Annotated in this window: 23 protein-coding genes and 1 pseudogene; 21 read left to right on the top strand and 3 right to left on the bottom strand. The window is 74.5% G+C overall.

From position 1 onward, the window contains the following. Positions 1–79 precede the first annotated feature (79 nt). Positions 80–787: a M23 family metallopeptidase gene (locus tag QQS41_RS04440; protein WP_448851456.1), complete on the bottom strand. Its 708-nt coding sequence runs from the start codon at positions 785–787 to the stop codon at positions 80–82. A gap of 414 nt (positions 788–1,201) precedes the next feature. Between QQS41_RS04440 and QQS41_RS04435 the strand changes: the two genes are divergently transcribed. The 17 genes and pseudogenes from QQS41_RS04435 to QQS41_RS04355 all read left to right on the top strand — a co-directional run bounded on the left by QQS41_RS04435 (position 1,202) and on the right by QQS41_RS04355 (position 20,840). Continuing rightward, complete coding sequence (locus tag QQS41_RS04435; protein ID WP_448851455.1) at positions 1,202–3,115, top strand: cell division protein PerM; 1,914 nt, start codon at positions 1,202–1,204, stop codon at positions 3,113–3,115. Positions 3,116–3,126: 11 nt separating this feature from the next. After that, positions 3,127–3,780: a phosphoribosylglycinamide formyltransferase gene (purN, locus tag QQS41_RS04430; protein WP_448851454.1), complete on the top strand. Its 654-nt coding sequence runs from the start codon at positions 3,127–3,129 to the stop codon at positions 3,778–3,780. Continuing rightward, the gene (purH, locus tag QQS41_RS04425) at positions 3,777–5,354 is read left to right on the top strand and encodes a bifunctional phosphoribosylaminoimidazolecarboxamide formyltransferase/IMP cyclohydrolase (RefSeq protein ID WP_448851453.1); all 1,578 of its coding nucleotides are present in this window, start codon (positions 3,777–3,779) and stop codon (positions 5,352–5,354) included. The genes purN and purH overlap by 4 nt, the downstream gene beginning before the upstream one ends. A 242-nt stretch (positions 5,355–5,596) precedes the next feature. Next, positions 5,597–5,965, top strand: a pseudogene (locus tag QQS41_RS04420) (NAD(P)-binding protein); the annotation flags it as partial. Continuing rightward, positions 5,959–6,534, top strand: coding sequence for an NAD(P)-binding domain-containing protein (locus tag QQS41_RS04415; RefSeq protein WP_448851974.1), 576 nt, complete (start codon positions 5,959–5,961; stop codon positions 6,532–6,534). The pseudogene QQS41_RS04420 and the gene QQS41_RS04415, both read left to right, overlap by 7 nt. Before the next feature lie 34 nt (positions 6,535–6,568). Then, positions 6,569–6,919: a hypothetical protein gene (locus QQS41_RS04410; protein ID WP_448851452.1), complete on the top strand. Its 351-nt coding sequence runs from the start codon at positions 6,569–6,571 to the stop codon at positions 6,917–6,919. 179 nt (positions 6,920–7,098) lie between these two features. Next, a complete protein-coding gene (locus QQS41_RS04405; RefSeq protein ID WP_448851451.1) occupies positions 7,099–7,689 on the top strand; it encodes a TetR/AcrR family transcriptional regulator in 591 nt (196 codons plus the stop codon). Between the two features lie 614 nt (positions 7,690–8,303). Beyond that, positions 8,304–9,959, top strand: a complete 1,656-nt coding sequence (locus tag QQS41_RS04400) for a carboxyl transferase domain-containing protein (protein ID WP_448851450.1) — start codon at positions 8,304–8,306, stop codon at positions 9,957–9,959. A 34-nt stretch (positions 9,960–9,993) separates the two neighbouring features. After that, on the top strand, positions 9,994–12,060 hold the full coding sequence (locus tag QQS41_RS04395; RefSeq protein WP_448851449.1) for an ATP-binding protein: 2,067 nt from the start codon (positions 9,994–9,996) through the stop codon (positions 12,058–12,060). A gap of 172 nt (positions 12,061–12,232) precedes the next feature. Further along, positions 12,233–13,393, top strand: coding sequence for an acyl-CoA dehydrogenase family protein (locus QQS41_RS04390; RefSeq protein WP_448851448.1), 1,161 nt, complete (start codon positions 12,233–12,235; stop codon positions 13,391–13,393). Positions 13,394–13,407: 14 nt separating this feature from the next. Beyond that, positions 13,408–13,896: a MaoC family dehydratase gene (locus QQS41_RS04385; RefSeq protein ID WP_448851447.1), complete on the top strand. Its 489-nt coding sequence runs from the start codon at positions 13,408–13,410 to the stop codon at positions 13,894–13,896. Continuing rightward, positions 13,893–14,837 carry an HpcH/HpaI aldolase/citrate lyase family protein gene (locus QQS41_RS04380; RefSeq protein WP_448851446.1) on the top strand — a complete coding sequence of 315 codons (945 nt, stop codon included), beginning with the start codon at positions 13,893–13,895 and terminating at the stop codon, positions 14,835–14,837. The genes QQS41_RS04385 and QQS41_RS04380 overlap by 4 nt, the downstream gene beginning before the upstream one ends. Positions 14,838–14,846: 9 nt before the next feature. Then, the gene (locus tag QQS41_RS04375; RefSeq protein WP_448851445.1) at positions 14,847–16,562 is read left to right on the top strand and encodes an AMP-binding protein; all 1,716 of its coding nucleotides are present in this window, start codon (positions 14,847–14,849) and stop codon (positions 16,560–16,562) included. Between the two features lie 4 nt (positions 16,563–16,566). Continuing rightward, positions 16,567–17,295 carry a CoA transferase subunit A gene (locus QQS41_RS04370; protein ID WP_448851444.1) on the top strand — a complete coding sequence of 243 codons (729 nt, stop codon included), beginning with the start codon at positions 16,567–16,569 and terminating at the stop codon, positions 17,293–17,295. An 11-nt stretch (positions 17,296–17,306) separates the two neighbouring features. Further along, positions 17,307–17,960, top strand: a complete 654-nt coding sequence (locus QQS41_RS04365; RefSeq protein WP_448851443.1) for a CoA transferase subunit B — start codon at positions 17,307–17,309, stop codon at positions 17,958–17,960. 286 nt (positions 17,961–18,246) lie between these two features. Further along, the gene (locus QQS41_RS04360) at positions 18,247–19,452 is read left to right on the top strand and encodes an acetyl-CoA C-acetyltransferase (RefSeq protein ID WP_448851442.1); all 1,206 of its coding nucleotides are present in this window, start codon (positions 18,247–18,249) and stop codon (positions 19,450–19,452) included. 557 nt (positions 19,453–20,009) lie between these two features. After that, positions 20,010–20,840 (top strand): HpcH/HpaI aldolase/citrate lyase family protein, encoded by an 831-nt coding sequence (locus QQS41_RS04355; protein WP_448851441.1) that lies wholly within the window; start codon positions 20,010–20,012, stop codon positions 20,838–20,840. A gap of 134 nt (positions 20,841–20,974) precedes the next feature. Here the strand turns inward: QQS41_RS04355 and QQS41_RS04350 are convergent, their stop codons facing one another. Beyond that, positions 20,975–22,564, bottom strand: a complete 1,590-nt coding sequence (locus QQS41_RS04350) for an LCP family protein (RefSeq protein ID WP_448851440.1) — start codon at positions 22,562–22,564, stop codon at positions 20,975–20,977. A gap of 67 nt (positions 22,565–22,631) precedes the next feature. Between QQS41_RS04350 and rfbD the strand changes: the two genes are divergently transcribed. The 4 genes from rfbD to QQS41_RS04330 all read left to right on the top strand — a co-directional run bounded on the left by rfbD (position 22,632) and on the right by QQS41_RS04330 (position 26,112). Further along, on the top strand, positions 22,632–23,477 hold the full coding sequence (gene rfbD / locus QQS41_RS04345) for a dTDP-4-dehydrorhamnose reductase (protein WP_448851439.1): 846 nt from the start codon (positions 22,632–22,634) through the stop codon (positions 23,475–23,477). Positions 23,478–23,487: 10 nt separating this feature from the next. After that, on the top strand, positions 23,488–24,402 hold the full coding sequence (locus QQS41_RS04340; RefSeq protein WP_448851438.1) for a glycosyltransferase family 2 protein: 915 nt from the start codon (positions 23,488–23,490) through the stop codon (positions 24,400–24,402). Between the two features lie 19 nt (positions 24,403–24,421). Beyond that, entirely contained in the window at positions 24,422–25,510 is a 1,089-nt protein-coding gene (locus tag QQS41_RS04335) for a sugar phosphate nucleotidyltransferase (protein WP_448851437.1), read from the top strand. 290 nt (positions 25,511–25,800) lie between these two features. Further along, the gene (locus QQS41_RS04330; protein WP_448851973.1) at positions 25,801–26,112 is read left to right on the top strand and encodes a WhiB family transcriptional regulator; all 312 of its coding nucleotides are present in this window, start codon (positions 25,801–25,803) and stop codon (positions 26,110–26,112) included. Between the two features lie 158 nt (positions 26,113–26,270). On the opposite strand, the gene QQS41_RS04325 is transcribed toward QQS41_RS04330, so the two are convergent. Continuing rightward, positions 26,271–26,729: a metallopeptidase family protein gene (locus QQS41_RS04325; RefSeq protein WP_448851436.1), complete on the bottom strand. Its 459-nt coding sequence runs from the start codon at positions 26,727–26,729 to the stop codon at positions 26,271–26,273. Between the last annotated feature and the right edge of the window lie 63 nt (positions 26,730–26,792).

Genomic DNA, 26,792 nt, shown 5'->3' with positions numbered 1-26,792 from the left:
GGGGAGGCGGGCGCTTTTCGCGTAATCCGGCGGGCGCGGGTGCGGGGCGCGCGCCGCGGCCGGCGGGCCGGGGGAGGGGCTACTGCAGGTTGAGGCCCTCGGCGATGAACCAGGCGACCGGGTCGACCGGGGTCTCGCCGTCCGGGTGGATCTCGAAGTGCAGGTGCGTGCCGGTGGAGAAGCCGCGGTTGCCCATGCCGCCGATCTGCTCGCCGGCGAGGACGCGCTGGCCCACGGCGACGCCGAGGGTCTCCAGGTGGCCGTAGACGGACACCGCGCCGTCGTCGTGTCGGATGCGGATCCACTGGCCGTAGCCCTGGGCCGGGCCGGAGTCGATGACCGTGCCGTCCATGACGGCCAGGATCGGGGTGTTGGTCACGTTGGCGATGTCGACGCCGTAGTGGAAGGAGCCCCAGCGCGGGCCGAAGCCGGAGGTCAGGGCGCCGATCGCCGGGATGGCGACGGACGGGCCGAACGCGGCGCGCTCGCGGGCCAGGCGCTCCTTGTTGTACTGGAGGGCGGTGGCCAGCTGGGCGCTCATGTTGGAGACCGGGCGCAGCTCCTGGGCGGTGATCAGGGTGGGGACGTCGGCCGAAGCGCGGTCCGCGGCGCGGTCCGGCAGCTGGTCGGCCTTGGCGTCGGTCGCGCGCTCGTCGGCGGCGGCGGTGCCGGCGCCGGCCAGGGAGACGGCGGTGGCCGTCAGCGTGGCGATGGCGAGGCGACCCGTCGAGGTCTGGCGACGACGGCGGTGCGCACCGCCCTTCTTCCGCATGCCCTGGTTGGCCACTCGTGTACCCCGTTCCCGGTCGTAACAATTTTGCAACGTCTTCGGGAACTGTAACGAAACGGGATCGGCATGACAACCCATGCCCGATGACGGGTCAGCGACGGGCGGAGTTGCCGCCCCCGCGGGACGCCGGTCCGTCGTGAAACCGGTGGTCCGTGATGCGGATGTGACGGAAACGCGTGCGGGGCCGCCGCATTCGGCGCCCTTTCCTGTCGGAAATCTCACAGCGCCCTGCGGCGCCGGGGAGCGCCCCGCGGGCGCGCGGACGTCGCCCGAGGGCGACGGCGGACGTCGTCACGCGCGGCGCCGGCGGCGGCCGGGCGCGCCTCCGCCCGGGGCGCCTGCCGCCCTCGTGTCGGGTCGGGTGACAAAGTAGGGGGCGCAACGGGACACCGACGACGGGAGGCTGACGGCATGGCCGACGGATCGCGCAGGAACCGGGGCGGCGGCTCCGGCGGAGGGGCCCGCCCCGGTTCGCGGCGCAGCCGATCGCGGCGCGGCCGCTCCTCCGGCGTGCGCGCGGCGACCGGGGCGACGACGCCGGTCGAGTCCACGCACGTCCATGCGGAGGCCTCCGCCGTCGGCGACGTCGCCGGCTCCGCCGAGCGCCCGTCCGGCGCGCCCCGCCCGGAGCCCCGCCGCGGCGGCCCGACCCTGGGCTCCCGCCTGCGCCGCTTCGGCCTCACCATGGCCGGCATCGACGGCGCGGCGGTGCTGCTGCTCGTCATCGGCGCCGTGCTGGGCACGACGCTGCGCGGCGTCGGCTGGGCGCCGATGCCGTCGGCGGTGGCGACGCTGTGGATGACGCTGAACCTCGGCTCCGTGACCCTGCAGGGCGTGACGCTGGGGATGCTCCCGGCGCTGCCCGCGATGCTGTTCGCCGCCTGGGGCGCCTGGCGCATCCGGCGGGAGGTCTCCGGACCGGTGTCGGTGCGCGACGTCCGCGTCCTCGCCGCGTTCACCGTCCTGACGCCCGCGGTGCTGACCGTCCTGGCGTGGCTGGTGCTGTCGGAGGCGTCGGCGAGGATGGAACTCGCGGCCCCGCCGCTCGCGCCGGCCATCGCGTCGTCGGTCGTCATCCACGTCGTCATGCTGGCGTGGGGTCTGGGCCCGAAGCTGCTCACCGCGCTGCTGCGCCGGCGGGCGTGGCCGGAGTGGCCGCTGACGTCGGCGCGGCTGGCGGTGTCCATCGTCGGCTGGCTGTGGGTGGCCGGGCTGCTGGTGTCGCTCGTCGCGATGGCGGTGAGCTGGCGCTCCGTCGCCGACCTCTGGGCGCGGACCGGCGAGATCTCCGGCACCGCCGGCCAGGTCGGCTCCGTCGTCGTGTCGGCGCTGTACCTGCCGAACATCGCGGTGGCCGCCGCCGGCATCCTCGTCGGCGCGCCCGCGAACCTTGGCGCCGCGGTCGTCGATCTCTTCCACGTGGACCCGGGCACGGTGCCGCCGCTGCCGGTGATGGCGGCGATGCCGCAGTCCTACTGGTCCCCGGTCGTCATGGGCCTCTTCATCCTCCCGGTCGCCGTGGTGGTGTGGCGGACGTGGCGGTTCCTCCGGCGCGAGGAGACGCCGAACCCCTACGCGACGGTCGTTGTCGCCGCCGGCGTCGCCGCCGTGCTCATGGGCCTGCTGGCGTGGCTGACCTCCGGCCTGGTCGGCTGGTACGGCCAGTCGGGCCTGGCGTGGGGCGAGACGGCGCTGCTGACGTCCATCTGGGTCGCCGCGCCGGCGGCCATCATGGTCATCGTCGTGGCGTGGGCGGACGCCCGCGCCGCGGCGGCCGAGAAGGAGCGCGCCGCGCGGGAGGCGGCCGAGGCCGCCGCCGCAGCCGAGGCCGCGCGGAAGCGCGACGACGCCCCGGGCGACGCCGCTGCCGACGGCGCTGCGGACGCAGCGGACGAGGCCGATGAAGCGGACGATGCCGACGCGGCCGACGAGGCGGACTTGGCGGATGGCGCCGATGACGCCGACGCGGCCGACGAGGCCGACGAGGCCGGCGAGGCGGATGCGGCCGGCGGGGCCGACGAGGCGGACGAGGCCGACGAAGCCGACAAAGCCGACGACGCGGACCTGGCGGACGACGCCGACGAAGCTGACGCCGGGGACGAGGCCGACGAGGCTGACGCGATCGACGCGGCCGACGCCGCCGGCGAGGCCGACGCCCCCGGCGCCGCCGCGGAGGAGCCCGCGGCGGGGGAGGGCCCCGTCGTCACGCATGACGCGGGCGACCCCGCGGACGCCGCGGATGAACCGCCCGCCGCACCCCGCGGCGACGCGGTCCCCCTCACCCGCGGCGACCTGGACGGCGACCGCGGCGGGGACGCCGGTTAGACTCGGGTACCGTGACCGACACAACGAACCCCACGGCCGCGTCCACCCGGCGACCCGCGGAGCTTCCGCTGCGCGTCGTCGTCCTGGCATCCGGCCAGGGCACGCTGCTGCAGTCGCTGCTGGATCTCCTCGATCCGGCGGTCGTGGAGATCGCGGCGGTCGGCTCCGACAAGGACTGCCCGGCCATCGGCCGGGCCCGGGAGGCCGGGCTGCCGGCGTTCGTCGTCGAATTCGACGACGCCGCCCGCGCCGACCGGGACGGCTGGAACCGGAGGCTCCTCGCCGCCGTCGACGCGCATGAGCCGGACCTCGTCGTCTCGGCGGGGTTCATGCGCATCCTCGGCGACGAGTTCATCGCCGCCCACCCCGACGGGATCGTCAACACCCACCCCGCCCTGCTGCCGTCCTTCCCCGGCGCCCACGCGGTGCCGGACGCCCTCGCCCACGGCGTCAAGGTCACCGGCACGACCGTCCACCTCGTCGACGCGGGCGTCGACACCGGGCCGATCCTGGCCCAGCGTGCGGTGCCGGTCGAGGACGGGGACACGGCGGACACGCTGCACGAACGGATCAAGACGGTCGAACGGCGGCTCCTCGCCGACGTGCTGACCACCATCGCGGAACACGGATTCACGCGGAACGGACGAAAGGCCTCACTCTCATGACGGACGACCGGAAGCAGATCAAGCGCGCGCTCATCAGCGTCTACGACAAGACCGGGCTCGAGGACCTGGCGAAGGCCCTCGCCGACGCCGGCGTGGAGATCGTCTCCACCGGCTCCACCGCCGCCCGCATCGCCGACGCCGGCGTCGACGTCGTCAAGGTCGAGGAGCTCACCGGGTTCCCCGAGTGCCTCGAGGGCCGCGTGAAGACCCTGCACCCGCGCGTCCACGCCGGCATCCTCGCCGACACCCGCAAGGACGACCACCTCGCGCAGCTGTCCGACCTGGGCGTGGAGCCGTTCCAGCTCGTCGTCGTCAACCTCTACCCGTTCACCGAGACCGTCGCCTCCGGCGCGGACTTCGACGCGTGCGTCGAGCAGATCGACATCGGCGGCCCGTCCATGGTCCGCGCCGCCGCGAAGAACCACCCGTCCGTCGCCGTCGTCGTCGACCCGGCGAAGTACGCCGACGTCGCCGAGGCCGTCCGCGGCGGCGGCTTCACCCGCGCCGAGCGCACTGCCCTGGCCGTCGACGCGTTCCGCCACACCGCCGCCTACGACGTCGCCGTCGCCACCTGGATGGGCGACCAGATCGCCGAGGAGGGCGAGCTGTTCCCGGAGTGGGCCGGCGCCGCCTGGGAGCGCCGCGCCACCCTGCGCTACGGCGAGAACCCGCACCAGCGCGCCGCCCTGTACGCGGCCGCCGGCGCCGAGGGCGGCCTCGCGCAGGCGGAGCAGTTCCACGGCAAGGAGATGAGCTACAACAACTACACCGACTCCGACGCCGCCTGGCGCGCCGCGTGGGACCACGAGCGCCCCTGCGTCGCCATCGTCAAGCACGCCAACCCGTGCGGCATTGGCGTCTCCGACGAGTCCATCGCCGCCGCCCACCGCGCCGCCCACGCCTGCGACCCGGTGTCCGCGTTCGGCGGCGTCATCGCCGTCAACCGCGCCGTGTCGGTGGAGATGGCGGAGCAGGTCGCCGAGGTGTTCACCGAGGTCATCGTCGCCCCCGACTACGAGGACGGCGCCGTCGAGGTCCTGTCCCGCAAGAAGAACATCCGCATCCTCCGCGCCCCGGAGCCGGCCCGCGCCGTCGTCGAGAAGCGCGAGGTCTCCGGCGGCATGCTCATGCAGGAGCGCGACATCCTGCAGGCCGAGGGCGACTCCCCGGCCAACTGGACCCTCGCCACCGGCGAGGCCGCCGACGAGGCGACGCTGAAGGACCTCGAGTTCGCGTGGCGCACCGTCCGCGCCGTCAAGTCCAACGCCATCCTGCTGGCGAAGGACGGCGCGACCGTCGGCGTCGGCATGGGCCAGGTCAACCGCGTCGACGCCGCGAAGCTGGCCGTCGAGCGCGCCAACACCCTCGCCGACGGCGCCGAGCGCGCCCGCGGCGCCGTCGCCGCCTCCGACGCGTTCTTCCCGTTCGCCGACGGCTTCCAGGTGCTGGCCGACGCCGGCGTCACCGCCGTCGTCCAGCCGGGCGGCTCCATCCGCGACGCCGAGGTCATCGAGGCCGCCGAGAAGGCCGGCGTCACCATGTACCTCACCGGCGCCCGCCACTTCGCGCACTAGGCCGCCGGGCCCGGGCGCGCGGCATGCGCGCCGCGGGTGCCCGGGGTTTCGCGTGACGACGCCCTCCGCCCCGGCGCGGAGGGCGTCGTCGTGCGCCCGGGGAGCCCCGGCCGCCGCGCGGCGCGCGGAGGGGCGGCCCGGGCGGCGTGCCCGGGGCCCGTGCCCGGGGTCCCGTGCCCGGGGCCCGTGCTCCGCGCCGATTCCGGCCCCGGCGGGACCGGGCGGGTCTACGCTTTCACCCCATGAACGACGCCCCCGCCACCGCGCCCGTCCTCGTCATCGGCGCGGGCCCCGCAGGTCTCGCGACCGCCGCCCAGCTGGCCGCCCGCGGCGTGCCCTTCGACCACGTCGAGCGCCACGACGGTGTCGGCGGCCTGTGGGACATCGACAACCCGTGGACGCCGATGTACGAGTCGGCACACTTCATCAGCTCCAAGCGGCTGTCGGCCATCCCCGGCCACCCGTTCCCGGAGGATGCGGCCGACTACCCGCCGCGGCAGGAGGTCCACGCCTACCTGCGGAAGCTCGCGGAGGACACCGGCGTCGCGGCCGGCATCCGCCACGGCGTCGAGGTCGTCTCGGTGACGCCGCGCGAGGAGGGCGGATTCGACGTCGTCACGCGACCCGCCGGCGGGGGCCCGAGACGACCGCCGCATACCGCGAGGTGGTGTGCGCCACCGGCGTGCTGCACACCCCGAAGCGGCCCGACCTGCCGGGCGCGGAGGACTTCCGCGGCCGGTACATCCATTCCGCGGAGTACCGGTCCATCGACGAGCTGCGCGGGAAGCGGGTGCTCGTCATCGGCGCCGGCAACTCCGGCTGCGACATCGCCTGCGACGCAGCCCAGGCCGGCGCGTCGGCGGAGAGCAGCATGCGGCGCGGCTACTGGTTCATCCCGAAGCACATCCTCGGCCGCCCCGCCGACGAGTGGATGTCCGGCGGCCCCGAGCTGCCGACGAAGCTGCTGCAGCGCGGCGCCGCCGTCGCCCTGCGCCTCCTGGTCGGCAACCCGGAGAAGATCGGCCTGCCGAAGCCGGACCACCTGCCGTTCGAGTCGCACCCGCTGATGAACGACCAGCTCATCCACCACCTGCGCCACGGCGACGTCCGCGTCCGCGGCGACGTGGAGCGCTTCGACGCCGACGGCGTCGTCTTCCGCGACGGCTCCCGCGGCGACTGACGTCGTCATCGCCGCCACCGGCTACCGCCACGTCGTGCCGGTGGCGGAGGACCTGTTCGGCGACCGGCCGCTGGAGGCCGCCTACCTGGGCATGGCGCACCGGGGCCAGCCGGGGCTGTGGTGCCCCGGCCTCATCGAGACGAACTCTGGCGCCTTCGACGCCATCGGCCGGCAGGCTGCGATCCTCGCCGCCGTCGTCGACGACCGGCTGCGCGGCGACGGGCGCGTCGCGGCGGCGTTCGAGGAGCGCGCCGCCCACCACCGCCCGGACCTCACCGGCGGCCTGAGGATCCTGGACCTGCCCCGCCACGAGGGCTACGTCGACTCGCACGCCCTGCAGCACGCGCTGGCGGAGGAGATCGCGCACGTCGGCGCGGAGGTCTGACGGGCCGGGGCGGCCGGGCATGGTGCCCGCGCCGCCTGGCCGGGGCCGCCTGGCCGGCGCCGCCGTGGGGCCGTCTGACGGGCGTCGGTTTCGCGGCCGCCGGCGCCGGGGCGTGCACGGATCCGCGGCCGCCCGGTTATCCTCGACATGTCATCGAGCGTCGCCGGAGGGAGGTCCGCATGCCGCAGCAGCGCACGGGGGCCAAGAGCCGGCGGCGTGAGGAGCTCATCGCCGCCGCGGCCCGCATCATGGCCCGCCGGGGCTTCCGCCAGACGACGCTGGACGACGTCGGCGGCGCCGTCGGCGTCTCCGGCCCCGCCGTCTACCGGCACTTCAGCGGCAAGGCGGACCTGCTGGCCGGCATCCTCATCGACATCTCCATCCGGCTGGTCGACGGCGCCCGCGCCGTGCTGGCGGACCGGGGGCCGGACGCGGATCCCGTCGACACGCTGCGTGCGCTCGTCGACTTCCACGTCGAGTTCGCCGTGACCGAGCCCGACCGCATCCGCGTGCAGGAGCGGGAGATCGGCAACCTCGACGACGCCGACCGCAACAAGGTCCGGTCCCTGCAGCGGACCTACATCGGCCTGTGGACCGACGCGGTCCGCGCCGCGTGCCCGGAGCTCGACGCCGGCGAGGCGCGGCTGCGGGTGCAGCTGGCGGCGGGCCTCATCAACTCGTCGCAGCACGTCCTGCACTGGGCGGGCGCGCCCGCGGTGCGGAAGGAGGCGCGTGCGATGGCGCTGCGCGCCTTCGGGGTGGGGGAGTAGCGCGGGCTCGTCGCCGGCCCTGGTCGCCGCGCTCACCACCGCTGTCGACACCGTCGATGGTGCTCCGCCGACGACCACTCGCGCGGCTCCCCGCCGTCCTCGTCGCAACGGGGTCCCGTTTGCCCGAAGGTGTCCGTCTGTGCGCCCGGCCGCCGACCCTCGCCACGGATGGACCGCTTTCGGCGGATGGGACCCACGTATACCGGGGTCCCATCCGCCGAAACCGCTCCGTTTGCGTGGGCGGGTGCGGGGGAGCGGCCTCGGCGGCGGTCGCAGTGGGGTCCCATCCGCCGGGACCCGTCCGAACCGCCGAAACCGCTCCGTCTGCGGGGGCGGTCGGCGAGGCGCGGTCGGTGCGGGCGGGGCGAAGCGCGGGGCGGCGCGTGACGGGGCCTTCGGGAGGGGGCGGGAGGGCGGCCGGGAGAGGGGGCCCGGAGCGGCGCCCCGCAACGCCGCGCGGGGGTGGCCGCCGGGGGCCGCGCGCAGGGGCCGGGAGCAGGGCGAATCCATTTCATTAACCAAAGTGATTGCCGTCACAGTTAGTCGCGGTTAATGTTCCGGGCCACAAAGTTAATTTCCATTAACTCGCCCGCCCACGACGCCCCGGAGGACGCATGACCGCCCCCACGCAGGACGCCGCGCAGACCGACGGCCCGGCCACCGCACAGGCCGGCGACCGCGCCGCGGCCCCGGCCGCCGCCCCCGCGCAGACCAACCGCGACCGCCACCTCGCCCTGGCGGGGGACCTGCGCGAGACCCTCGCCCGCATCGCCCTCGGCGGCGGCGAGAAGGCCCGCGCCCGCCACCTGGCCCGCGGCAAGCTGCTCGCCCGCCAGCGCATCACCGAGCTGCTCGACCCGGGCAGCCCCTTCCTGGAGGTCGCCCCGCTCGCGGCGCACGGCATGTACGACGGCCGCGTCCCGGCCGCCGGCGTCGTCGCCGGCATCGGCCTGGTGGAGGGCCGCCGCTGCATGATCGTCGCCAACGACGCGACGGTCTCCGGCGGCACCTACTACCCGATGACGGTGAAGAAGCACCTGCGCGCCCAGGAGATCGCGGAGGCCAACCGCCTGCCGTGCATCTACCTCGTCGACTCCGGCGGCGCGATGCTGCTCAACCAGGACGACGTCTTCCCGGACCGCGACCACTTCGGCCGCATCTTCTACAACCAGGCGAACATGTCCGCGAAGGGCATCCCGCAGATCGCCTCGGTCATGGGCAGCTGCACCGCCGGCGGCGCGTACGTCCCGGCGATGAGCGACGAGGCCGTCATCGTCCGCGAGCAGGGCACCATCTTCCTCGCCGGCCCGCCGCTGGTGAAGGCCGCCACCGGCGAGGACGTCACCCCGGAGGACCTGGGCGGCGGCGAGCTGCACTCCCGCGTCTCCGGCGTGACGGACCACCTGGCCGCCGACGACGCCGACGCGCTGCGCCGCGTCCGGGGCATCGTCGCCACGCTGCCCCGCGACCCGGAGGCGCCGTGGGACGTCGCGGAGCCGGTGGAGCCGGCCCGCCCGCAGACGGACCTCTACGACATCGTCCCGGTCGACGCGAAGACGCCGTACGACGCGCACGAGATCATCGACGTCATCTGCGACGCCGGCTCGGTCCACGAGTTCAAGGCGGAGTTCGGCCGCACCCTGGTCACCTCCTTCGCCCGCATCCACGGCCACCCGGTCGGCGTCATCGCCAACAACGGCGTCCTGTTCGCGGAGTCGGCGCAGAAGGGCGCGCACTTCATCGAGCTGTGCGACCAGCGCGGCATCCCGCTGGTGTTCCTGCAGAACACGACCGGCTTCATGGTGGGCCGGGAGTACGAGGCCGGGGGCATCGCGAAGCACGGCGCGAAGATGGTCAACGCCGTGGCGACGACGCGGGTGCCGAAGTTCACCGTCGTCGTCGGCGGCGCGTTCGGCGCCGGCAACTACTCCATGTGCGGCCGCGCCTACTCGCCGCGGTTCCTGTGGATGTGGCCGAACGCCCGCATCGCCGTGATGGGCGGCCCGCAGGCCGCGATGACGCTGTCCACCGTGCGCCGCAACCAGATCGAGCGCACCGGCGGGCAGTGGTCCGCGGAGGAGCAGGAGGCCTTCGAGGCCCCCATCCGCGAGCAGTTCGACGAGCAGTCCCACCCGTACTACTCCTCGGCCCGCCTCTGGGACGACGGGGTCATCGATCCGGCCGACACCCGCCGCGTCCTGGGCATGGCCCTCGACGTCGCCGCCGGCGCGCCGCTGGGCGAACCCGGCTACGGCGTGTTCCGCATGTGAGCCCCCGGACCGGACAGCACAAGGAGACCCATCCATGACAGCCACGACCCAGACGCCGACGGCCCCGATCGGCACCGTCCTCGTCGCCAACCGCGGCGAGATCGCCCGCCGCGTCATCCGCACCCTGCGTGAGCAGGGGGTCCGCTCCGTCGCCGTGTACTCCGACGCCGACGCGGACGCGCCGCACGTGCGCGACGCCGACGTCGCGGTGCGCATCGGCCCGGCCCCGGCGCGCGAGTCCTACCTCGTCGCCGACGCCATCATCGACGCCGCCCGCCGGACCGGCGCGCAGGCGATCCACCCCGGCTACGGCTTCCTGTCGGAGAACGCGGCGTTCGCCCGCGCCTGCGCCGACGCCGGCATCGTGTTCATGGGCCCGCCGGCGGAGGCCATCGAGACGATGGGCGACAAGATCTCCGCCCGCGACGCCGTCGAGGCGCGCGACGTGCCGACGGTGCCGGGCATCTCCCGCCCGGGCCTGACGGACGAGGAGCTCATCGAGGCCGCGCCGGGCATCGGCTTCCCGGTGCTCATCAAGCCGTCCGCCGGCGGCGGCGGCAAGGGCATGCACCGCGTCGAGAACCCGGCGGATCTGCCGTCGGCGCTGGTCACCGCCCGCCGCGAGGCCGCGGGCGCGTTCGGCGACGACTCCCTGTTCCTGGAGCACTTCGTCGACACGCCCCGCCACATCGAGGTGCAGATCCTCGCCGACGCCCACGGCAACGTCATCCACCTGGGGGAGCGCGAGTGCTCGCTGCAGCGCCGCCACCAGAAGGTGATCGAGGAGGCGCCGTCCCCGTTGCTTGACGACGGGACCCGCGCCCGCATCGGCGCGGCCGCCTGCGACGCGGCCCGGTCCGTCGGCTACGTCGGCGCGGGGACGGTGGAGTTCATCGTCCCGGCCGCCGAACCGGACACGTTCTACTTCATGGAGATGAACACCCGCCTCCAGGTGGAGCACCCCGTCACCGAGGAGATTACGGGCCTGGACCTGGTGGCGCTGCAGCTGGCCGTCGCCCGCGGCGAGGAGCTGCCGCTGTCGCAGGACGACGTCCGCCTGGACGGCCACGCCATCGAGGCGCGCGTCTACGCCGAGGACCCGGCCGCCGGCTTCCTGCCGACGGGCGGCCGCGTCACCCGCGTCGTCGAGCCGTCCGGCCCCGGCGTCCGCGTCGACTCCGGCATCGCCGACGGCACGGAGGTCACCTCCCTGTACGACCCGATGCTGATGAAGGTCATCGCCCACGGCGCCGACCGCGCCGAGGCGCTGGCCCGCCTCGACCGGGCGCTGGCGGCCACCGCCGTCGGCGGCGTCGGCGTCAACGTCGACTTCCTGCGCTACCTGCTCGCCGTCGACGAGGTCGCCGCCGGCGACCTGGACACCGGGCTGCTCGACCGCGTCGCCGGCGGCTACGCCGACCCCGACGCCCCCGACGAGGCCCTGGTCGCCGCCGCGATGGCGTGGCTGCGGGAGCGCTGGTCCGAAGGGCCGACCTCGCCGTGGTCCGTCCCCGACGGGTGGCGGCTCGGCGAGCCCGGTGCGCAGCGCCTGCGCTTCGCGACGGCCGGCGGCTCCTCCGTGGTCTCCGTCACCGGCACCCCGGACGACGCCCGCGTCGTCGTCGGCGACCTCGTCGCCGGCATCACCCACCCCGCCGACGAGGCCGGCCGCGCCGCCATGGCGGAGGCCCCGGAGCCGCGCGTCCACCGCGCCGCCGTCCACCGCGACGGCGACGCCCTCCGCGTCACCGTCGACGGGCTGGCCCGCCGCTGGCGCGTCGAGCGCGCCGGCGACGGCGAGCTGCTCGCCGCCTCCGACGCCGGGGCGTGGCTGCTGCACCGCGACGACGTAGTCCGCTCCGCCGCCGGCGACGACGCGGCCGAGGGCGCCCTGGCCTCCCCGATGCCCGGCACCGTCATCGCCTTCGCCGCCGCCGACGGCGCGGAGGTCGCCGCCGGCGACCCGGTCGTCGTCGTGGAGGCCATGAAGATGGAGCACACCCTCACCGCCCCCACCGCCGGCGTCGTCCGCCACCTCGTCTCCGCGGGCGACCAGGTGGCCGCCGACCAGCCGCTCGCCGCCGTCGAGGAGCCCGGCTGATCCGGCGCGGGCCCCGGCACCGCGGCCGGCCGGCGAGCCGGCGCGGCGGACGTCGCAAAGCAACCCCGCACCACCGGACCACCCGGCGCGGCGCGCGCACCGCGCGACCGCCCCGACACCGCGACCCCCACCCGACCCCCGTCCCACGGACACCGCACCCGAGGAGCACGCAATGACCGACATCAACACCGCCGATCTGCCCGCCGAGTACCGGGAGCTGCAGGCCGGCGTCCGCGAATTCGCCCGCGACGCCGTCGCCCCCGTCGCCGCCGAGCACGACCGCAACCACACCTTCCCCTACGAGGTCATCGCCCAGATGGGCGAGATGGGCCTGTTCGGCCTGCCCTTCCCCGAGGAGTACGGCGGCCAGGGCGGCGACTACCTCTCCTTCGGCATCGCCCTGGAGGAGCTGGCCAAGGTCGACCAGTCCGTCGCCATCACCCTCGAGGCCGGCGTCGGCCTCGGCGCCATGCCCATCCTCCACTTCGGCGACGAGGGGCAGAAGGAGACGTGGCTGCCCGACCTCGTCGCCGGCCGCCGCCTCGCCGGCTTCGGCCTCACCGAGCCCGACGCCGGCTCCGACGCCGGCGGCACCCGCACCACCGCGCGCCTCGAGGACGGCGAGTGGGTCATCAACGGCTCCAAGCAGTTCATCACCAACTCCGGCACCGACATCACCTCCCTCGTCACCGTCACCGCCGTCACCGGCGAGCGCGACAACGGCAAGAAGGAGATCTCCACGATCATCCTGCCGTCCGGCACCGACGGCTTCACCGTCGAACCCGCCTACGACAAGGTCGGCTGGAACGCCTCCGACACCCACCCCCTGACCTTCACCGACGCCCGCGTGCCCGAGGGCAACCTCCTCGGCGAGCGCGGCCGCGGCTTCGCCAACTTCCTCTCCATCCTCGCCGAGGGCCGCGTCGCCATCGCCGCCCTCGCCACCGGCGCCGCCCAGGGCTGCGTCGACGAATCCGTGAAGTACGCCAAGGAGCGCACCTCCATGGGCCGGCCCATCGCCGACTACCAGGCGATCAGCTTCACGATCGCCCGCATGGAGGCCCGCGCCCACGCCGCCCGCATGGCCTGGTACGACGCCGCCGCCAAGATGATGAAGGGCCTGGACTTCCGCCGCGAGGCGTCCATCGCCAAGATGATCGCCTCCGAGGCCGCGATGGACAACGCCCGCGACGCCACCCAGATCCACGGCGGCTACGGCTTCATGAACGAGTACCCCGTCGCCCGCCACTACCGCGACTCCAAGATCCTGGAGATCGGCGAGGGCACCACCGAGGTGCAGCTCATGCTCATCGCCCGCGGGCTGGGCCTGTAGGGGAGGGGCGAGCCATGACCGACATCGTCCAGCGGGGCCTGTGGTTCGAGGAGTTCGAGGTCGGCGCGCGGTACCTGCACCGCCCCGGCCGCACCGTCACCGAGACCGACGACGTGCTCTTCACCACCCTCACGATGAACACCCAGCCGCTGCACCTCGACGCCCACTGGTCGTCGCAGCAGCCCGGCTTCGGCGGCAAGCGCCTGGTCAACTCCATGTGGACCCTGTCCACCGTCGTCGGCCTGTCCGTCTCCCAGCTGACGCTGGGCACCATCGTCGCCAACCTCGGCTTCACCGAGGTGTCCTTCCCCGCGCCGATGGTCCACGGCGACACCCTCTACGCCGAGACCGTCTGCGTCGGCGCCCGCCGCTCGAAGTCGCGGCCGGGCCAGGGCATCGTCGAGCTCGAGCACATCGGCCGCAACCAGGACGGCGTCGTCGTCTGCCGCGCCGTCCGCTCCACCCTCGTCCAGTGCGACCCGGACCGGGAGGGCGACGAATGAGCTGGCACCCGCCCGGGCCCGCGATCCTCTTCGCCCCCGCCGACCGGCCGGAGCGCTTCGCCAAGGCCCTCGACCGCGCCGACATGATCATCGTCGACCTCGAGGACGGCTGCCGCCCGGAGAACCGGCCCGCCGGCCGCGAGGCGCTGGCCGCCGCCGGCCTCGACCCCGAGCGCGCCATCGTCCGCGTCAACGCCGCCGGCACCCCCGAGCAGGCCGAGGACCTCGCCGCCGCCGAGGCCGCCGGCACCCGCCTGGTCATGCTGCCGAAGGCGGAGTCCGCCGCCCAGGTCGCCGAACTCGCCGTCCGCGGCTTCGAGGTCATCGCCCTCGTCGAAACGCCCCTCGGCGTGCTGCGCGCCGACGAGATCGCCGCCGCCGACGGGCTCGCCGCGATGTTCTGGGGCGCCGAGGACCTCGTCGCCGGGCTCGGCGGCACCTCCTCCCGGCACGGCGACGGCACCTACCGCGACGTCGCCCGCCACGCCCGCGCCCGCGTCCGCCTCGCCGCCGCCGCGTTCGGCCGCGCCGCGCTCGACGCCGTCCACGTCGGCATCGCCGACGCCGACGGCCTGGCGGCGGAGGCCGCCGACGCCGCCGAACTCGGCTACGCCGGCACCTGCTGCATCCACCCCTCCCAGGTCCCCGTCATCCGGGAGGCCTACCGCCCCGACCCCGCCGACGCCGACCGCGCCCGCCGCCTCCTCGCCGAGGCGGAGCGCAACGCCGGGGCCTTCAGCTTCGAGGGCCGCATGGTCGACGCGCCGCTGTTCCGGCAGGCCGAGGCCATCGCCCGGCGCGCCGCGGCCGCGGAGGCAGCCGAGGCCGCCGACGGCCCGGCCGCCGCAGACGCCCCCGCCGCCGGCGCCGGAGAAGCCGCCGCCGACCCCACCACCGACACCCGCCCGACCACCGACACCCACCCCCGCACCGACGCCTAGGAGACCGCCATGACCACGACCACCAGCATCGTCGCCACGCGCACGGAGGCCGCCCCCTACGGCCGCACCCACGTCGCCGACGACGGCACCGTCCTGTCCCACGTCATCGGCGCCGGCGTCGAGCAGGGGGCCGCGCCGCTGCGCAACGAGACGCTCGGGGAGAACCTGCGCCGCATCGTCGAGCGCTTCCCCGACCGCTACGCCGTCATCGACGTCTACGCCGACAAGACCCTGACCTACCAGCAGTTCTATCGGAAGGTCCTCGCCCTGGCGACGTCGCTGGCGAAGGCCGGCTACCGTCCCGGCGACCGCGTCGGCATCTGGTCGACCAACCGGTGGGAGTGGCTCGTCGTCCAGTACGCGTGCCACCACCTCGGCCTCATCCTGGTGAACATCAACCCGGCCTACCGCCAGCACGAGCTGAACTACGTGCTGGGCAAGGCCGGCGTGAAGGCCGTCTTCGCCGCCCGCCGCTTCAAGGACTCCGACTACCGGACCATGCTCAACGAGGCCCGCAAGCAGCGCGGCGTCGACGTCCGCGACGTGTTCTACTTCGGCTCCTCCGAGTGGTTCGACTTCGTCCACGGCGACGTCGGCGACCTGTCCGAGTACGTCGAGGGCCTGGCCCCGGACGACGCGGTGAACATCCAGTTCACCTCCGGCACCACCGGCTTCCCGAAGGGCGCGACGCTCACGCACAGCAACCTGCTGAACAACGGCTTCTCCATCGGCGAGCTGCTCGGCTACACGGAGGAGGACCGGGTGTGCGTCCCGGTGCCGTTCTTCCACACCTTCGGCATGGTCATCGGCACCATCAACGTGTTCTCCCACGGCGCCTGCGTCGTCATCCCCGCTCCGACCGCGAAGGCCCGCGAGACGCTGAAGGCGGTCCACTCCGCGAAGGCGACGTCGCTGTACGGCGTGCCGACGATGTTCATCAACGCCCTCGAGGAGCAGCACGACCACGAGGAGTACGGCCAGCCCTACGACCTGTCGTCGCTGCGCACCGGCGTCATGGCCGGCACCTCCTGCCCGTCGAAGACGATGCGCGACGTGATGGACAAGCTCAACATGTCCGAGGTCGCCATCTGCTACGGCATGACCGAGACGTCCCCGGTGTCGCTGCAGACCCGCCGCGACGCCCCGCTGGACAAGCGCGTCTCCACCGTCGGCCAGGTGATGCCGCACCTGGAGGTCGCCATCATCTGCGAGGAGACCGGGCAGCCGGTGCCGCGCAACGAGCAGGGCGAGATCGTCGTCCGCGGCTACTCCGTCATGAAGGAGTACTGGCACCACCCGGAGAAGACGGCGGAGGCCATCGACGCGGAGGGCTGGATGCACACCGGCGACCTCGGCGTCATGGACGACGACGGCTACGTGTCGGTGACCGGCCGCATCAAGGACATGCTCATCCGCGGCGGCGAGAACATCTACCCCCGCGAGATCGAGGAGTTCCTGTTCACCCACCCGGACGTCGTCGACGCGCAGGTCATCGGCGTGCCGGACGACAAGTACGGCGAGGAGATCATGGCGTGGGTCATCCTCCACGACGGCGCCTCCGACCTCACCGCCGAGCAGGTCGCGGAGTTCGCCCGCGGCAAGCTGTCGCGCCACAAGATCCCCCGCTACGTCACCGTCGTCGACTCGTACCCGATGACCGCCTCCGGCAAGGTCCGCAAGGTCGAGCTGCGCGAGATGGCGCCGAAGGTCCTGGGGTGGGTGTGAGCCGATGACCGCGACCATCGAGAGCATCACCGGAACCGACGTCCGCGCCCTCGTCGCCGAGCACGCGCGCGACGGCATGACCGTCGCCGTCGGCGGCTTCGGCCTCTGCGGCGTGCCCTTCGACCTGGTGGAGGCCCTGCGCGACACCGGCGTCCGGGGGCTGACCGTCGTCAGCAACAACATGGGCGTCGACGGCCAGGGCCTGGGCATCCTGCTGGAGAACGACCAGGTCGACAAGGTCGTCGCCAGCTACGTCGGCGAGAACCGCCTGTTCGCGGAGCGCTACCTCTCCGGCGACCTGGAGGTGGAGTTCACCCCGCAGGGCACGCTGGCGGAGCGGCTTCGCGCCGGCGGGGCGGGCATCCCCGCGTTCTACACGGCCACCGGCGTCGGCACCGTCGTCGCCGAGGGCAGGCCGCACGCCGAGTTCGACGGCCGCACCTACGTGCAGGAGCGCGGCATCGTCGCGGATCTGGCGCTGGTGCGCGCCCACGTCGGCGACGTCGACGGCAACCTGCGCTACCGCCGCACCGCCATGAACTTCAACCCGCTGTGCGCGGCCTCCGGCCGGGTGACGCTGGCGGAGGTGGAGGAGCTCGTCGACCGGGGCGGCATCGACCCCGACGACGTCGACACCCCCGGCGTGTACGTCCGCGACGTCGTGGTGGCGCGGCCGCGGACGAAGCCCATCGAGAAGACGACCGTCCGCCCGCGACCCGGCGCGGACGCCTGAGGAGGACCGAGATGACCTGGACCAGGGACGAGATGGCGGCCATCGCCGCCCGCGAGCTCGACGACGGCGACTACGTGAACCTCGGCATCGGCATCCCCACGCTGGTGGCCAACCACATCCCGGACGGGGTGCGGGTGACGCTGCAGAGCGAGAACGGCATCCTCGGCATGGGCCCCTTCCCGTACGAGGGGGAGGAGGACGCGGACCTCATCAACGCCGGCAAGCAGACCGTGACGCTGCTGCCGGGGGCGGCGGTGTTCGACAGCGCCACCAGCTTCGCGATGATCCGCGGCGGCCACGTGAAGATGGCCGTCCTCGGCGCCATGCAGGTCTCCCAGTCCGGCGACCTCGCCAACTGGATGATCCCGGGCAAGATGGCCAAGGGCATGGGCGGGGCGATGGACCTCGTCGCGGGCACGCCGCGCGTCGTCGTGCTCACCGACCACGTCGCCCGCGACGGCTCCGCGAAGCTCGTCCGCGAGTGCACGCTGCCGCTCACCGGCGCCGGCGTCGTCGACCGCATCATCACCGACCGCGCCTGCTTCGACGTCGGCGACGGCCACCTCATCCTCCGCGTCCTCGCGCCGGGCGTGACGCTCGCCGACATCGAGGCGTCGACGGAGGCCGACTACGTCGTGGAGCTCGACGACGCCGCCGTCGCGTGACGACGGCCCCCGCCACGCGCATCGCCGCGCGCGCCGGGGTGCGGGTCCGCGCGCCGCGCGGCCCCGCGTGACGACGATCCCCGCGCCGCGCGGGACCCATCGTCAAGCCCCTCCCCGGCGACCCGCGGGGGAGACGGCGAATCGGCGGCGGACCCCGTCGTCACGCACCTCCGCGGCCCCGCGGCGGGGGGTGGCAATACCCCGAAAACCGCACCCCGGCACCGCCTCTTTGAGAAGGTGGCGGGAGCGGACGAATCATCTGAAGACATATGGAGTGGAGTACGCCGTGACCGGAATCCCGACCCCCAGCCCCGACGACGTCGTCATCCTCGCCGGAGCCCGCACCCCGCAGGGCAAGATGCTCGGCGCGCTGGCCCCGCTGACCGCCGTCGACCTCGGCGCCCACGCCGTGCGCCACGCCGTGGAGCGCTCCGGCGTCTCCCCGGAGGACGTGCGCCACGTCGTCATGGGCCAGGTCATCCTCGCCGGCGCCGGCCAGAACCCGGCCCGCCAGACCGCCATCAAGGCCGGCCTGCCGTGGAACGTCACCGCCGAGATCGTCAACAAGGTGTGCCTGTCCGGCCTCGACGCCGTCATCCACGCCGCCCGCATGATCCGCGTCGGCGACGCCGACGTCGTCGTCGCCGGCGGCCAGGAGTCCATGACCAACGCCGCCCACGTCGCCCGCGGCGTCCGCCAGGGCAAGGCCTACGGCGCCCTCAAGCTGGAGGACTCGCTGGAGCGCGACGGCCTCGTCGACAGCTTCGACGCCTGCTCCATGGGCGAGCTCACCGAGCGTCCGCTCGGCGACATGGGCATCTCCCGCGTGGAGCAGGACGAGGTCGCCGCCCTGTCCCACCAGCGCGCCGCCAAGGCCCAGGAGTCCGGCGTCTTCGCCGAGGAGATCGCCCCCATCGACGTGCCGGGCCGCAAGGGCGCCGTCACCACCGTCTCCGAGGACCAGGGCGTCCGCCCGGACTCCACCGTCGAGTCGCTGGGCAAGCTGCGCCCGGCGTTCGTCAAGGACGGCACCATCACCGCCGGCAACTCCTCGCCGATCTCCGACGGCGCCTGCGCCCTCGTGCTGGCCCGCCGCTCCTGGGCGGAGGAGAAGGGCCTCGACTACCTCGCGGTCGTCGGCGTCGCCGGCCAGACCGCAGGCCCGGACAACTCCCTGCACGCGCAGCCGTCCGACTCCCTGTCCTACGCGCTTGAGCGCGCGGGCTGGGAGGCCTCCGACCTCGACTTCATCGAGATCAACGAGGCGTTCGGCGCCGTCGCCGTCCGCTCCCTCCGCGAGCTGGACTACCCGCTGGAGAAGTGCAACATCCACGGCGGCGCCATCGCGCTCGGCCACCCGATCGGCTGCTCCGGCGCCCGCCTGGCGTTCACGGCGGCGAAGGAGCTCGCGCGCCGCGGCTCCGGCCGCGCCGGCGTGAGCCTCTGCGGCGGCGGCGGCCAGGGCGACGCCCTGCTGCTGTACCGCGACTAGGTCGCGTACGGGCGGGGCGCGCCCGCGGGCGTCCGCGGGCGTCCTCTCGGGGCGCCATCCCAGGTGCCGCGCAGCCGTAACGCCTTGCCTCACCGCCCACACCGAGACGGACCCGTTTCGGCGAACGGGACCCCGATGCACCGGGGTCCGTTCCGCCGGAACGGGTCCGTCCGTTTCGCGGTCCCCGCTGCGGTGCGCATGACGGCGGGGTGCCGCGCTTATCCCCCGGCTGGTTGCGTCGTAACGGGGTCCCGTTTGCCCGAACGTGTCCGTCTGCGCGGCGGCCCGCCGCCCTCGCCCCGGATGGGCCCCTTTCGGCAGATGGGACCCACGTATACCGGGGTCCCATCCGCCGAAACCGCTCCGTCTGTGTGACGAAGGGCGGAGAAGGGGCCTCGGCGGCGGTTGCAATGGGGTCCCATCCGCCCGAACCCGTCCGAACCCCCGAAACCGCTCCATCTGCGTGGGGAGGCATGGGAGGCGACGTCGCGGGGGAGGGGTGCCCCGCCCGCCCCGGCCCCGCCGCCCCCGCGCCGCGCGCCGCTAGCCTGGGGCGCATGAACGTCCCGCCCTGGCTGCCGCCCGGCCCCGCCCTGCTGTTCGCCCCCGCCGACCGCCCGGAGCGGTTCGCGAAGGCCGCCGACCGCGCCGACGGCGTCATCGTCGACCTGGAGGACGGCGCCGCGGCCGCGGGCCCGGAGGCCAAGCGCGCCAACGTCCTCGCCCACCCGCTCGACCCGGCGCGCACGATCCTGCGCGTCTCCGGCCCGGACACGGACACGTTCGCGGCGGACGCGAAGCTCGCGCAGGAGTCGCCGTACGACGTCGTCATGCTGCCGAAGGTCCGCGACCGCATCCCGGAGGAGCTCGCGGGGCTGAGGATCATCGCGATGATCGAGACGCCCCAGGCGATGCTCGCCGCCGGCGACCTGGCCGCCCATCCGGACGTCGTCGGCCTGTTCTGGGGCGCGGAGGACCTCGCCGCGGAGCTCGGCGGCACCTCCTCCCGCCGCTCCGTCGCCGAGGACCCGGCGCGCTCCTACCGGCAGCCGCAGCAGCTGGCGCGCACGCTGACGCTGGTGCACGCCGCGGCGGCGGGGAAGGTCGCGATCGACGCGGTGCACGCCGACTTCCGCGACGAGGAGGGCCAGTACCTCGAGGCCCTCGACGCCGCCGGGGCGGGCTTCGCGGCGACGGCGTGCATCCACCCGGCGATGGTGCCGGCGGTGCGCCGCGCCTACCGGCCGGCGGAGGAGGAGCTGGCCCGCGCCCGCGCCATCCTCGACCGGGCGGGGGAGCACCAGGGCGCCTTCCAGCTCGACGGCGAGATGATCGACGCGCCCATCGTGCGCCAGGCCGCGCTCATCGCGCGGCGCGCAGGTGACTGACGTCGTTTGCGTGACGACGGCCACCGCCCCGGCGCGGACCCGCCGACGGGCACGGCCCCCGCATCCCGGCCGGGATGCGGGGGCCGTCGTCGCGCTCCGCGCCGCGGGTGGAGCGGCGGGGAGCGGGGCCGCGCCTAGTTGACGCAGACGATGCCGTTGCCGCCGGCGTCGATGGCGGGGCCGTCCTCGGGGGCGCCGGTGCCCTCCTGGCCGACGACCTCGCCGGTGGCGGCGTCGGTCTCGGCGGGGGCCGCCTCCGCGCCGGCATCGGCGGGGACCTCCTCGGCGGCGGCCTCGAGGCCGGGGCCGGAGTAGTCGCCGGCGAGGGTGACTGAGATGGAGCCCTCCGGCAGGTCCGGGTCGTAGACGACGGGCAGGCCGCCGAGCTTCTCGGCCAGCGCCTTCGCCGCCGGGTCGCGGGTGTCGGGGGTGTTCACCTGGCTCATGGAGACGCCGACGGCCTCCGCGTTGCCGACCTCGCCGACGCCGAAGCCCTCGCCGGAGAGCAGCTCGGAGACGCGGCCGGCGAGGCCGTCGGTCATGGAGGCGTTGTAGACGCTGACGGTGTAGTCGGAGGCGGTGAAGCCGCCGTCGCCGCCCTCGTCCGGGTCCTCGGACTCCTCGCCGGCGCCGCCGCCGACCATCTCGTCGAAGTAGGCGTGGACCTGGCCCTTGTCGACGGTGACGACGGACTCGCCGTAGTCGCCGACGCCGTCGATGGACGTGACGGGGATGGTGCCGAAGGTGACGTTGCCGCCGGTCAGGTCCTGCATCTGCGTCGCGAAGCCCATGACGTCCCAGTTGTCGTCGAGGACGACGGAGCGCTGCACGGCGTCGCCGAGCTCGGAGAGCTTCGACGGGCTGGACAGCGTGCCCGCGGACAGGAGCTTGTTGACGAAGGACGCCATGAACGCCTGCTGGCGGGTGATGCGGTCGAGGTCGCCGCGCGGCAGGCCGTGGCGCTGGCGCACGAAGCTCAGCGCGTCGGCGCCGTCGAGGGTCTGCACGCCGGCGTTGAAGTTCGCGCCGGAGAACTCGTCGTCGACCGGGGCGTTGAGGCACACCGGCACGCCGCCGACGGCGTCGGTGAGCAGCACGAAGCCGAGCAGGCCGATTTCCGCGTAGTGGTCGACGGTGACGCCGGTGAGGTCGGCGACGGTGCGGATGAGGGCGTCGCGGCCGGCCTTCGTCGACTGGTCCTCGATCTCCGCCTGGTCGGCGCCCTCCGCGGCCATCTGCTCGGCGCGGGCGGTCTTGGCTTCGCCGTAGACGCCGTTGATCTTGATGTTGCCGAACTCCGGCGTCTTCACGTACGTGTCGCGCGGGATGGACGTCGCCGTCGCCGACGACCCGTCGTCCGGCACGCGGATGACCATGATCGTGTCGGTGTTCAGCGCCTTCTCGTCGCCGGCGCGGAGCATGTCGATCTCCTCCTGCGTCAGCGGGTTGCCCTGCGCGTCCGAGCGGGAGTCCGAGCCGACCAGGAGGATGTCCGTCGCGCCGTCCTCGGTGCCGCCGAGCGCGAAGTCGCCGCCGGAGTTGAGGCTGCCCGCGGCGCGGCCGACGGTGAACCACACCATCGCGCCGACGACGAGGACGAGGACCGACAGCACGATGACGGCCGCCCGCACCGGGGCGGGGCCCGCCTGGTCCAGGCTGCGGCGGCGCGTCGGCGGCGCCTGGATGGCGCGCGCGTGCCGCGGACGGCTGGGCTGTTCACCCACTGCAGGCCTCCTCTGGCTATATCGTGGCCGGGGACATCACCGACACTGTAGTGAAAGGAACCCCCGCATGCCGCATTCCGGACTGGTCGTCACGGGGGCCCGCGGGCAGCTGGGGACGGCGCTGCGGGCGCTCGCGCCGGAGGCCGTCGCCCTCGGCCGCAGGGACCTCGACCTGGCCGACGCGGCGGCCGTCGACGCGCATCCGGCGCTGGCCGGGGCCCGCGTCGTCGTCAACTGCGCGGCGCACACGGCGGTCGACGCGGCGGAGTCGGACCCGGATCCGGAGTGGTCCGCCAACCGCGACGCGCCGGCGAACCTCGCCCGCCGCTGCGCGGAGGAGGGGGCGCACCTCATCCACGTCTCCACCGACTACGTGTTCGGGTCGGCGGCGCCGCGGCGGCCGCTGCGGCCGGACGACGCGACCGCCCCGGACACCGTCTACGGCGCGTCGAAGCTGGCGGGGGAGCGGGCGGTGCTGGCCTCCGGGGCGGCCGCGACGATCGTGCGCACCGCGTGGGTGTGGACGGGCCCGCGGTGGCCGGGCGGGGACTTCGCGACGACGATGCTGCGCCTGGCCGCGGAGCGCGACCGGCTCGACGTCGTCGACGATCAGCACGGCAGCCCGACGTGGGCGCCGCATCTGGCGGCCGGCCTGCTGGAGCTCGCCGCCGACCCGGTGCCGGGCGTGCTGCACGCGGCCGGCGGCGGCGCGGCGACGTGGTGCGATCTCGCCCGGGAGGTCCTCGCCGCCGCCGGCCATGACCCGGCGAAGGTGCATCCGTGCACGACGGCGGACTTCCCGCGGCCGGCGCCGCGGCCGCCGTGGTCGGTGCTCGACTGCTCCTCGTGGGCGGATGCGGGGCTCGCGCCGCTGCCGGAGTGGCGGGCCGGGGTGGCCGCGGCCCTGTCCTAGGGTGGGGCGGGTGAGCACCCCCACCCCGAAGACCGGCCCGGACCTGCCCGTCGGCGTCGTCACCATCACGTACTCGCCTGGCGAGCACCTGGAGCGCCTCGTCGCGTCGCTGCCCGCGGCGACGGAGAGCGGCACGGTGCTGATCCTCGCCGACAACGGCTCGACCGACGGCTCCCCGGAGGCGGCCGCGGCGGCGCACGACGGCGTTCACCTGCTGCCCACCGGCGGCAACATCGGCTACGGCGCGGCGGCGAACGTCGGCGCCGCCGAGCTCGCGCGCCGCGCGGAGGCCGGCGAGGTCGACCCGGACGTGGTGCTGGTGGTGAACCCCGACGTGGAGTTCGGCCCGGGCTCCATCGACGCGATGCTGGACTGCCTGCGCCGCAACCCGCGCGCCGGCGCGGTCGGCCCGCTCATCCGGGAGCCCGACGGGTCGGCGTACCCGTCGGCGCGGGCGGTGCCGGACCTGGTCAACGGCACGGGCCACGCCCTGCTGTCGGGCGTGTGGCCGTCGAACCCGTTCAGCGCCCGCTACCGGGACGACGCGGACATGTCGCGGGAGCGCGACGCCGGCTGGCTGTCGGGCTCGTGCCTGCTGCTGCGGCGGGCGGCGTTCGACGGCGTCGGCGGCTTCGACTCCCGCTACTTCATGTACATGGAGGACGTCGACCTGGGCGATCGGCTGGGGAAGGCGGGCTGGCGCAACGTGTTCTGCCCGTCGGCGGAGATCCGGCACGCCCAGGGGCACTCCGCGAAGAGGCAGCGGGAGCGGACGGTGCGGGCGCACCACGACTCGGTGCGGCGGTTCCTGTCGGACCGGCTGCCGGGGCCGTGGCGGGCGCCGCTGCGGTGGGCGCTGTCGGCCGGACTCTCCCTGCGCGCCTCCGTCATCCTGCGCTCGGCGCGGGGTAACAATGACCGGTAGCAGCGAAGCAAGGAGGAGCATGTCCACCGAGAACACCCCCGCGGACGCCGACGCCGTCATCCTCGTCGGCGGCAAGGGCACCCGGCTGCGCCCGCTGACCGTCGGCACGCCGAAGCCCATGCTGCCCACGGCGGGCGCGCCGTTCCTGGAGCACCTCATCGTGCGCATCCGCGAGGCGGGCATGCGCCGGATCGTGCTGGGCACCTCCTACCGCGCCGAGGTGTTCGAGGAGCACTTCGGCGACGGCTCCGACCTCGGCGTCCAGATCGAGTACGTGGTGGAGACGGAGCCGCTGGGCACCGGCGGCGGCATCCGCAACGTGCTGGACAAGATCGAGGCCGCCGACGTCATGGTCTTCAACGGCGACGTCCTGGGCGGCACGGACCTGCGCGCCATCCTGGCGACGCACCGGGAGAAGGACGCCGACGTCACCATGCACCTGGTGCGCGTGCCGGATCCGCGCGCGTTCGGCTGCGTGCCGACGGACGCCGACGGCCGCGTGCTGGAGTTCCTGGAGAAGACGCAGGATCCGCCGACGGATCAGATCAACGCCGGCTGCTACGTGTTCCGCCGCTCCGTCATCGAGGAGATCCCGGCGGGCCGGCCGATCAGCGTCGAGCGTGAGGTCTTCCCGGCCCTGCTGGAGCGCGGCAGCCGCGTCTACGCCCACGTCGACTACGCGTACTGGCGCGACATGGGCACCCCGGCGGACTTCGTCCGCGGCTCCTCGGACCTGGTGCGCGGCATCGCGCCGTCGCCGGTGCTGGAGGGCCGCCACGGCGAGGCGCTGGTCGACGAGTCGGCGGCGGTCGGCGGCGGCGCGCTGCTGTACGGCGGCACGGTCGTCGGCCGCGGCGCGGAGATCGGCGCCGGCGCGCGCCTGGATCAGGCGGCGGTGTTCGACGGCGCCCGCATCGGCGCGGGCGCGGTCATCGAGCGGTCCATCATCGCGGCGGGGGCGACCATCGGCCCGCGCGCGGTCATCCGGGACGCGGTGATCGGCGAGGGCGCGGACATCGGCGCCCGCTGCGAGTTCATCGACGGCGCGCGCGTGTGGCCGGGCGTCGTGGTGCCGGACGGGGGCATCCGCTTCTCGACGGACGTGTGATGCTCCCCGGCGCGCCCCGGCGGCGCGCCCGCGACCGGCGGAAACCCTCAAGTTCCGCTTGATCCCCGGGCCGGGGGTGCCCCTGATCTGGGGGTATCCGTTTCGTCGGCGGAATACCCGGCGACGGCTTGACGCCCGTGAATTCCGCGTGTGTAATCACATGTATGTCATCACGGGGCGGCAGCTTCCCGTGACGGCTCAGGAGACATGCACGAGCACGGGAAGCGATGCGGGAGGAGGCCGGCGTGGACGAGTCCGGCGCACCCGAGCGCATCGACGCCGAACGGGAGATGAGCGTGGGGGAGACGCAGCGCAACGACGCGGAGCCGATCCGGCCGCTGGCCGAGTGGGCGGACGACCTCTCCGGCCTGTTCGAGGCCGTGGATCAGGACTGGCAGGAGCAGGCGCTCTGCGCCCAGACGGATCCGGAGGCGTTCTTCCCGGAGAAGGGCGGCTCGACCCGCGAGGCCAAGCGCATCTGCCGCGCCTGCGGCGTGCGGGACGAGTGCCTGGAGTTCGCCCTGCGCCATGACGAGCGCTTCGGCATCTGGGGCGGACTCTCCGAGCGCGAGCGCCGCCGCCTGAAGAAGCGGATGGGCTAGGCGCCCGCCGGGCGCACGCCGCCCGCATGACCGCGCCCCGGCCGTCGGCCGGGGCGTTCGTCGTGTCCGGGGGGGGGAGGTCACGCGGCGGGGCGGACGCCGTCGTCACGCGATGCGCCGGGCACCGCGCCGCAGCTGCTTGACGACGGCGACCCTCGCTACTCCCCGTCGTCCCACCGCGGATCGACGGTGTCGGGGGTGACGTTGAGGTGCACGGCGACGAGCTGCGCGAGGATGCGCGACAGCTCGTCGTCCAGCTCCTCGCGGCCGACGGCGCGGCGCTCCACGGGGCGGCGGAACACGACGATGCGGGGCCGGGTGGGGCGGCCGGACTCGTCGACGCCGGCGGGGACCAGGCGGGCGAGCGGCACGGGCCCGTCGGCGGCGACCTCGTCGGGGTGCAGCGCGCCGGGGGGCAGCCGCATCCGCGGCACCGTGTCCACGGCGATGTCCAGGTTGGTGAGCCGCGACCGGAACCGCTCCTCGATGGGCGCGTAGGCGTCGAGCACCGCCTGGTCGAAGTTCTCGGACCGGCTGCGCCAGCGCGGCGTCTCCGGAGGGAGGAGCGGGCCGCGCATTCCGCGGCCCCGGCGTGCGGCACGGCGGGAGGCGTTCATGGGGGTCCATCCTAGGTCCCCGGGGCGGCGGTTCCGGGGAGGCGGCGCCGGGGCGCGGGCGGG

Source organism: Corynebacterium sp. 335C (assembly GCF_053525695.1).
Note: the sequence above shows the minus strand (reverse complement) of the source record. Positions and strands in the feature narration are given on the sequence as shown.

Coding starts and splice junctions, on each gene's coding strand:
- QQS41_RS04325 (WP_448851436.1), bottom strand. CDS start 26,729: ATGAACGCCTCCCGCCGTGCCGCACGCCGGGGCCGCGGAATGCGCGGC.
- QQS41_RS04405 (WP_448851451.1), top strand. CDS start 7,099: ATGCCGCAGCAGCGCACGGGGGCCAAGAGCCGGCGGCGTGAGGAGCTC.
- QQS41_RS04330 (WP_448851973.1), top strand. CDS start 25,801: ATGAGCGTGGGGGAGACGCAGCGCAACGACGCGGAGCCGATCCGGCCG.
- QQS41_RS04400 (WP_448851450.1), top strand. CDS start 8,304: ATGACCGCCCCCACGCAGGACGCCGCGCAGACCGACGGCCCGGCCACC.
- QQS41_RS04385 (WP_448851447.1), top strand. CDS start 13,408: ATGACCGACATCGTCCAGCGGGGCCTGTGGTTCGAGGAGTTCGAGGTC.
- QQS41_RS04335 (WP_448851437.1), top strand. CDS start 24,422: ATGTCCACCGAGAACACCCCCGCGGACGCCGACGCCGTCATCCTCGTC.
- rfbD (WP_448851439.1), top strand. CDS start 22,632: ATGCCGCATTCCGGACTGGTCGTCACGGGGGCCCGCGGGCAGCTGGGG.
- QQS41_RS04435 (WP_448851455.1), top strand. CDS start 1,202: ATGGCCGACGGATCGCGCAGGAACCGGGGCGGCGGCTCCGGCGGAGGG.
- QQS41_RS04375 (WP_448851445.1), top strand. CDS start 14,847: ATGACCACGACCACCAGCATCGTCGCCACGCGCACGGAGGCCGCCCCC.
- QQS41_RS04390 (WP_448851448.1), top strand. CDS start 12,233: ATGACCGACATCAACACCGCCGATCTGCCCGCCGAGTACCGGGAGCTG.
- purH (WP_448851453.1), top strand. CDS start 3,777: ATGACGGACGACCGGAAGCAGATCAAGCGCGCGCTCATCAGCGTCTAC.
- QQS41_RS04370 (WP_448851444.1), top strand. CDS start 16,567: ATGACCGCGACCATCGAGAGCATCACCGGAACCGACGTCCGCGCCCTC.
- QQS41_RS04355 (WP_448851441.1), top strand. CDS start 20,010: ATGAACGTCCCGCCCTGGCTGCCGCCCGGCCCCGCCCTGCTGTTCGCC.
- QQS41_RS04395 (WP_448851449.1), top strand. CDS start 9,994: ATGACAGCCACGACCCAGACGCCGACGGCCCCGATCGGCACCGTCCTC.
- QQS41_RS04365 (WP_448851443.1), top strand. CDS start 17,307: ATGACCTGGACCAGGGACGAGATGGCGGCCATCGCCGCCCGCGAGCTC.
- QQS41_RS04380 (WP_448851446.1), top strand. CDS start 13,893: ATGAGCTGGCACCCGCCCGGGCCCGCGATCCTCTTCGCCCCCGCCGAC.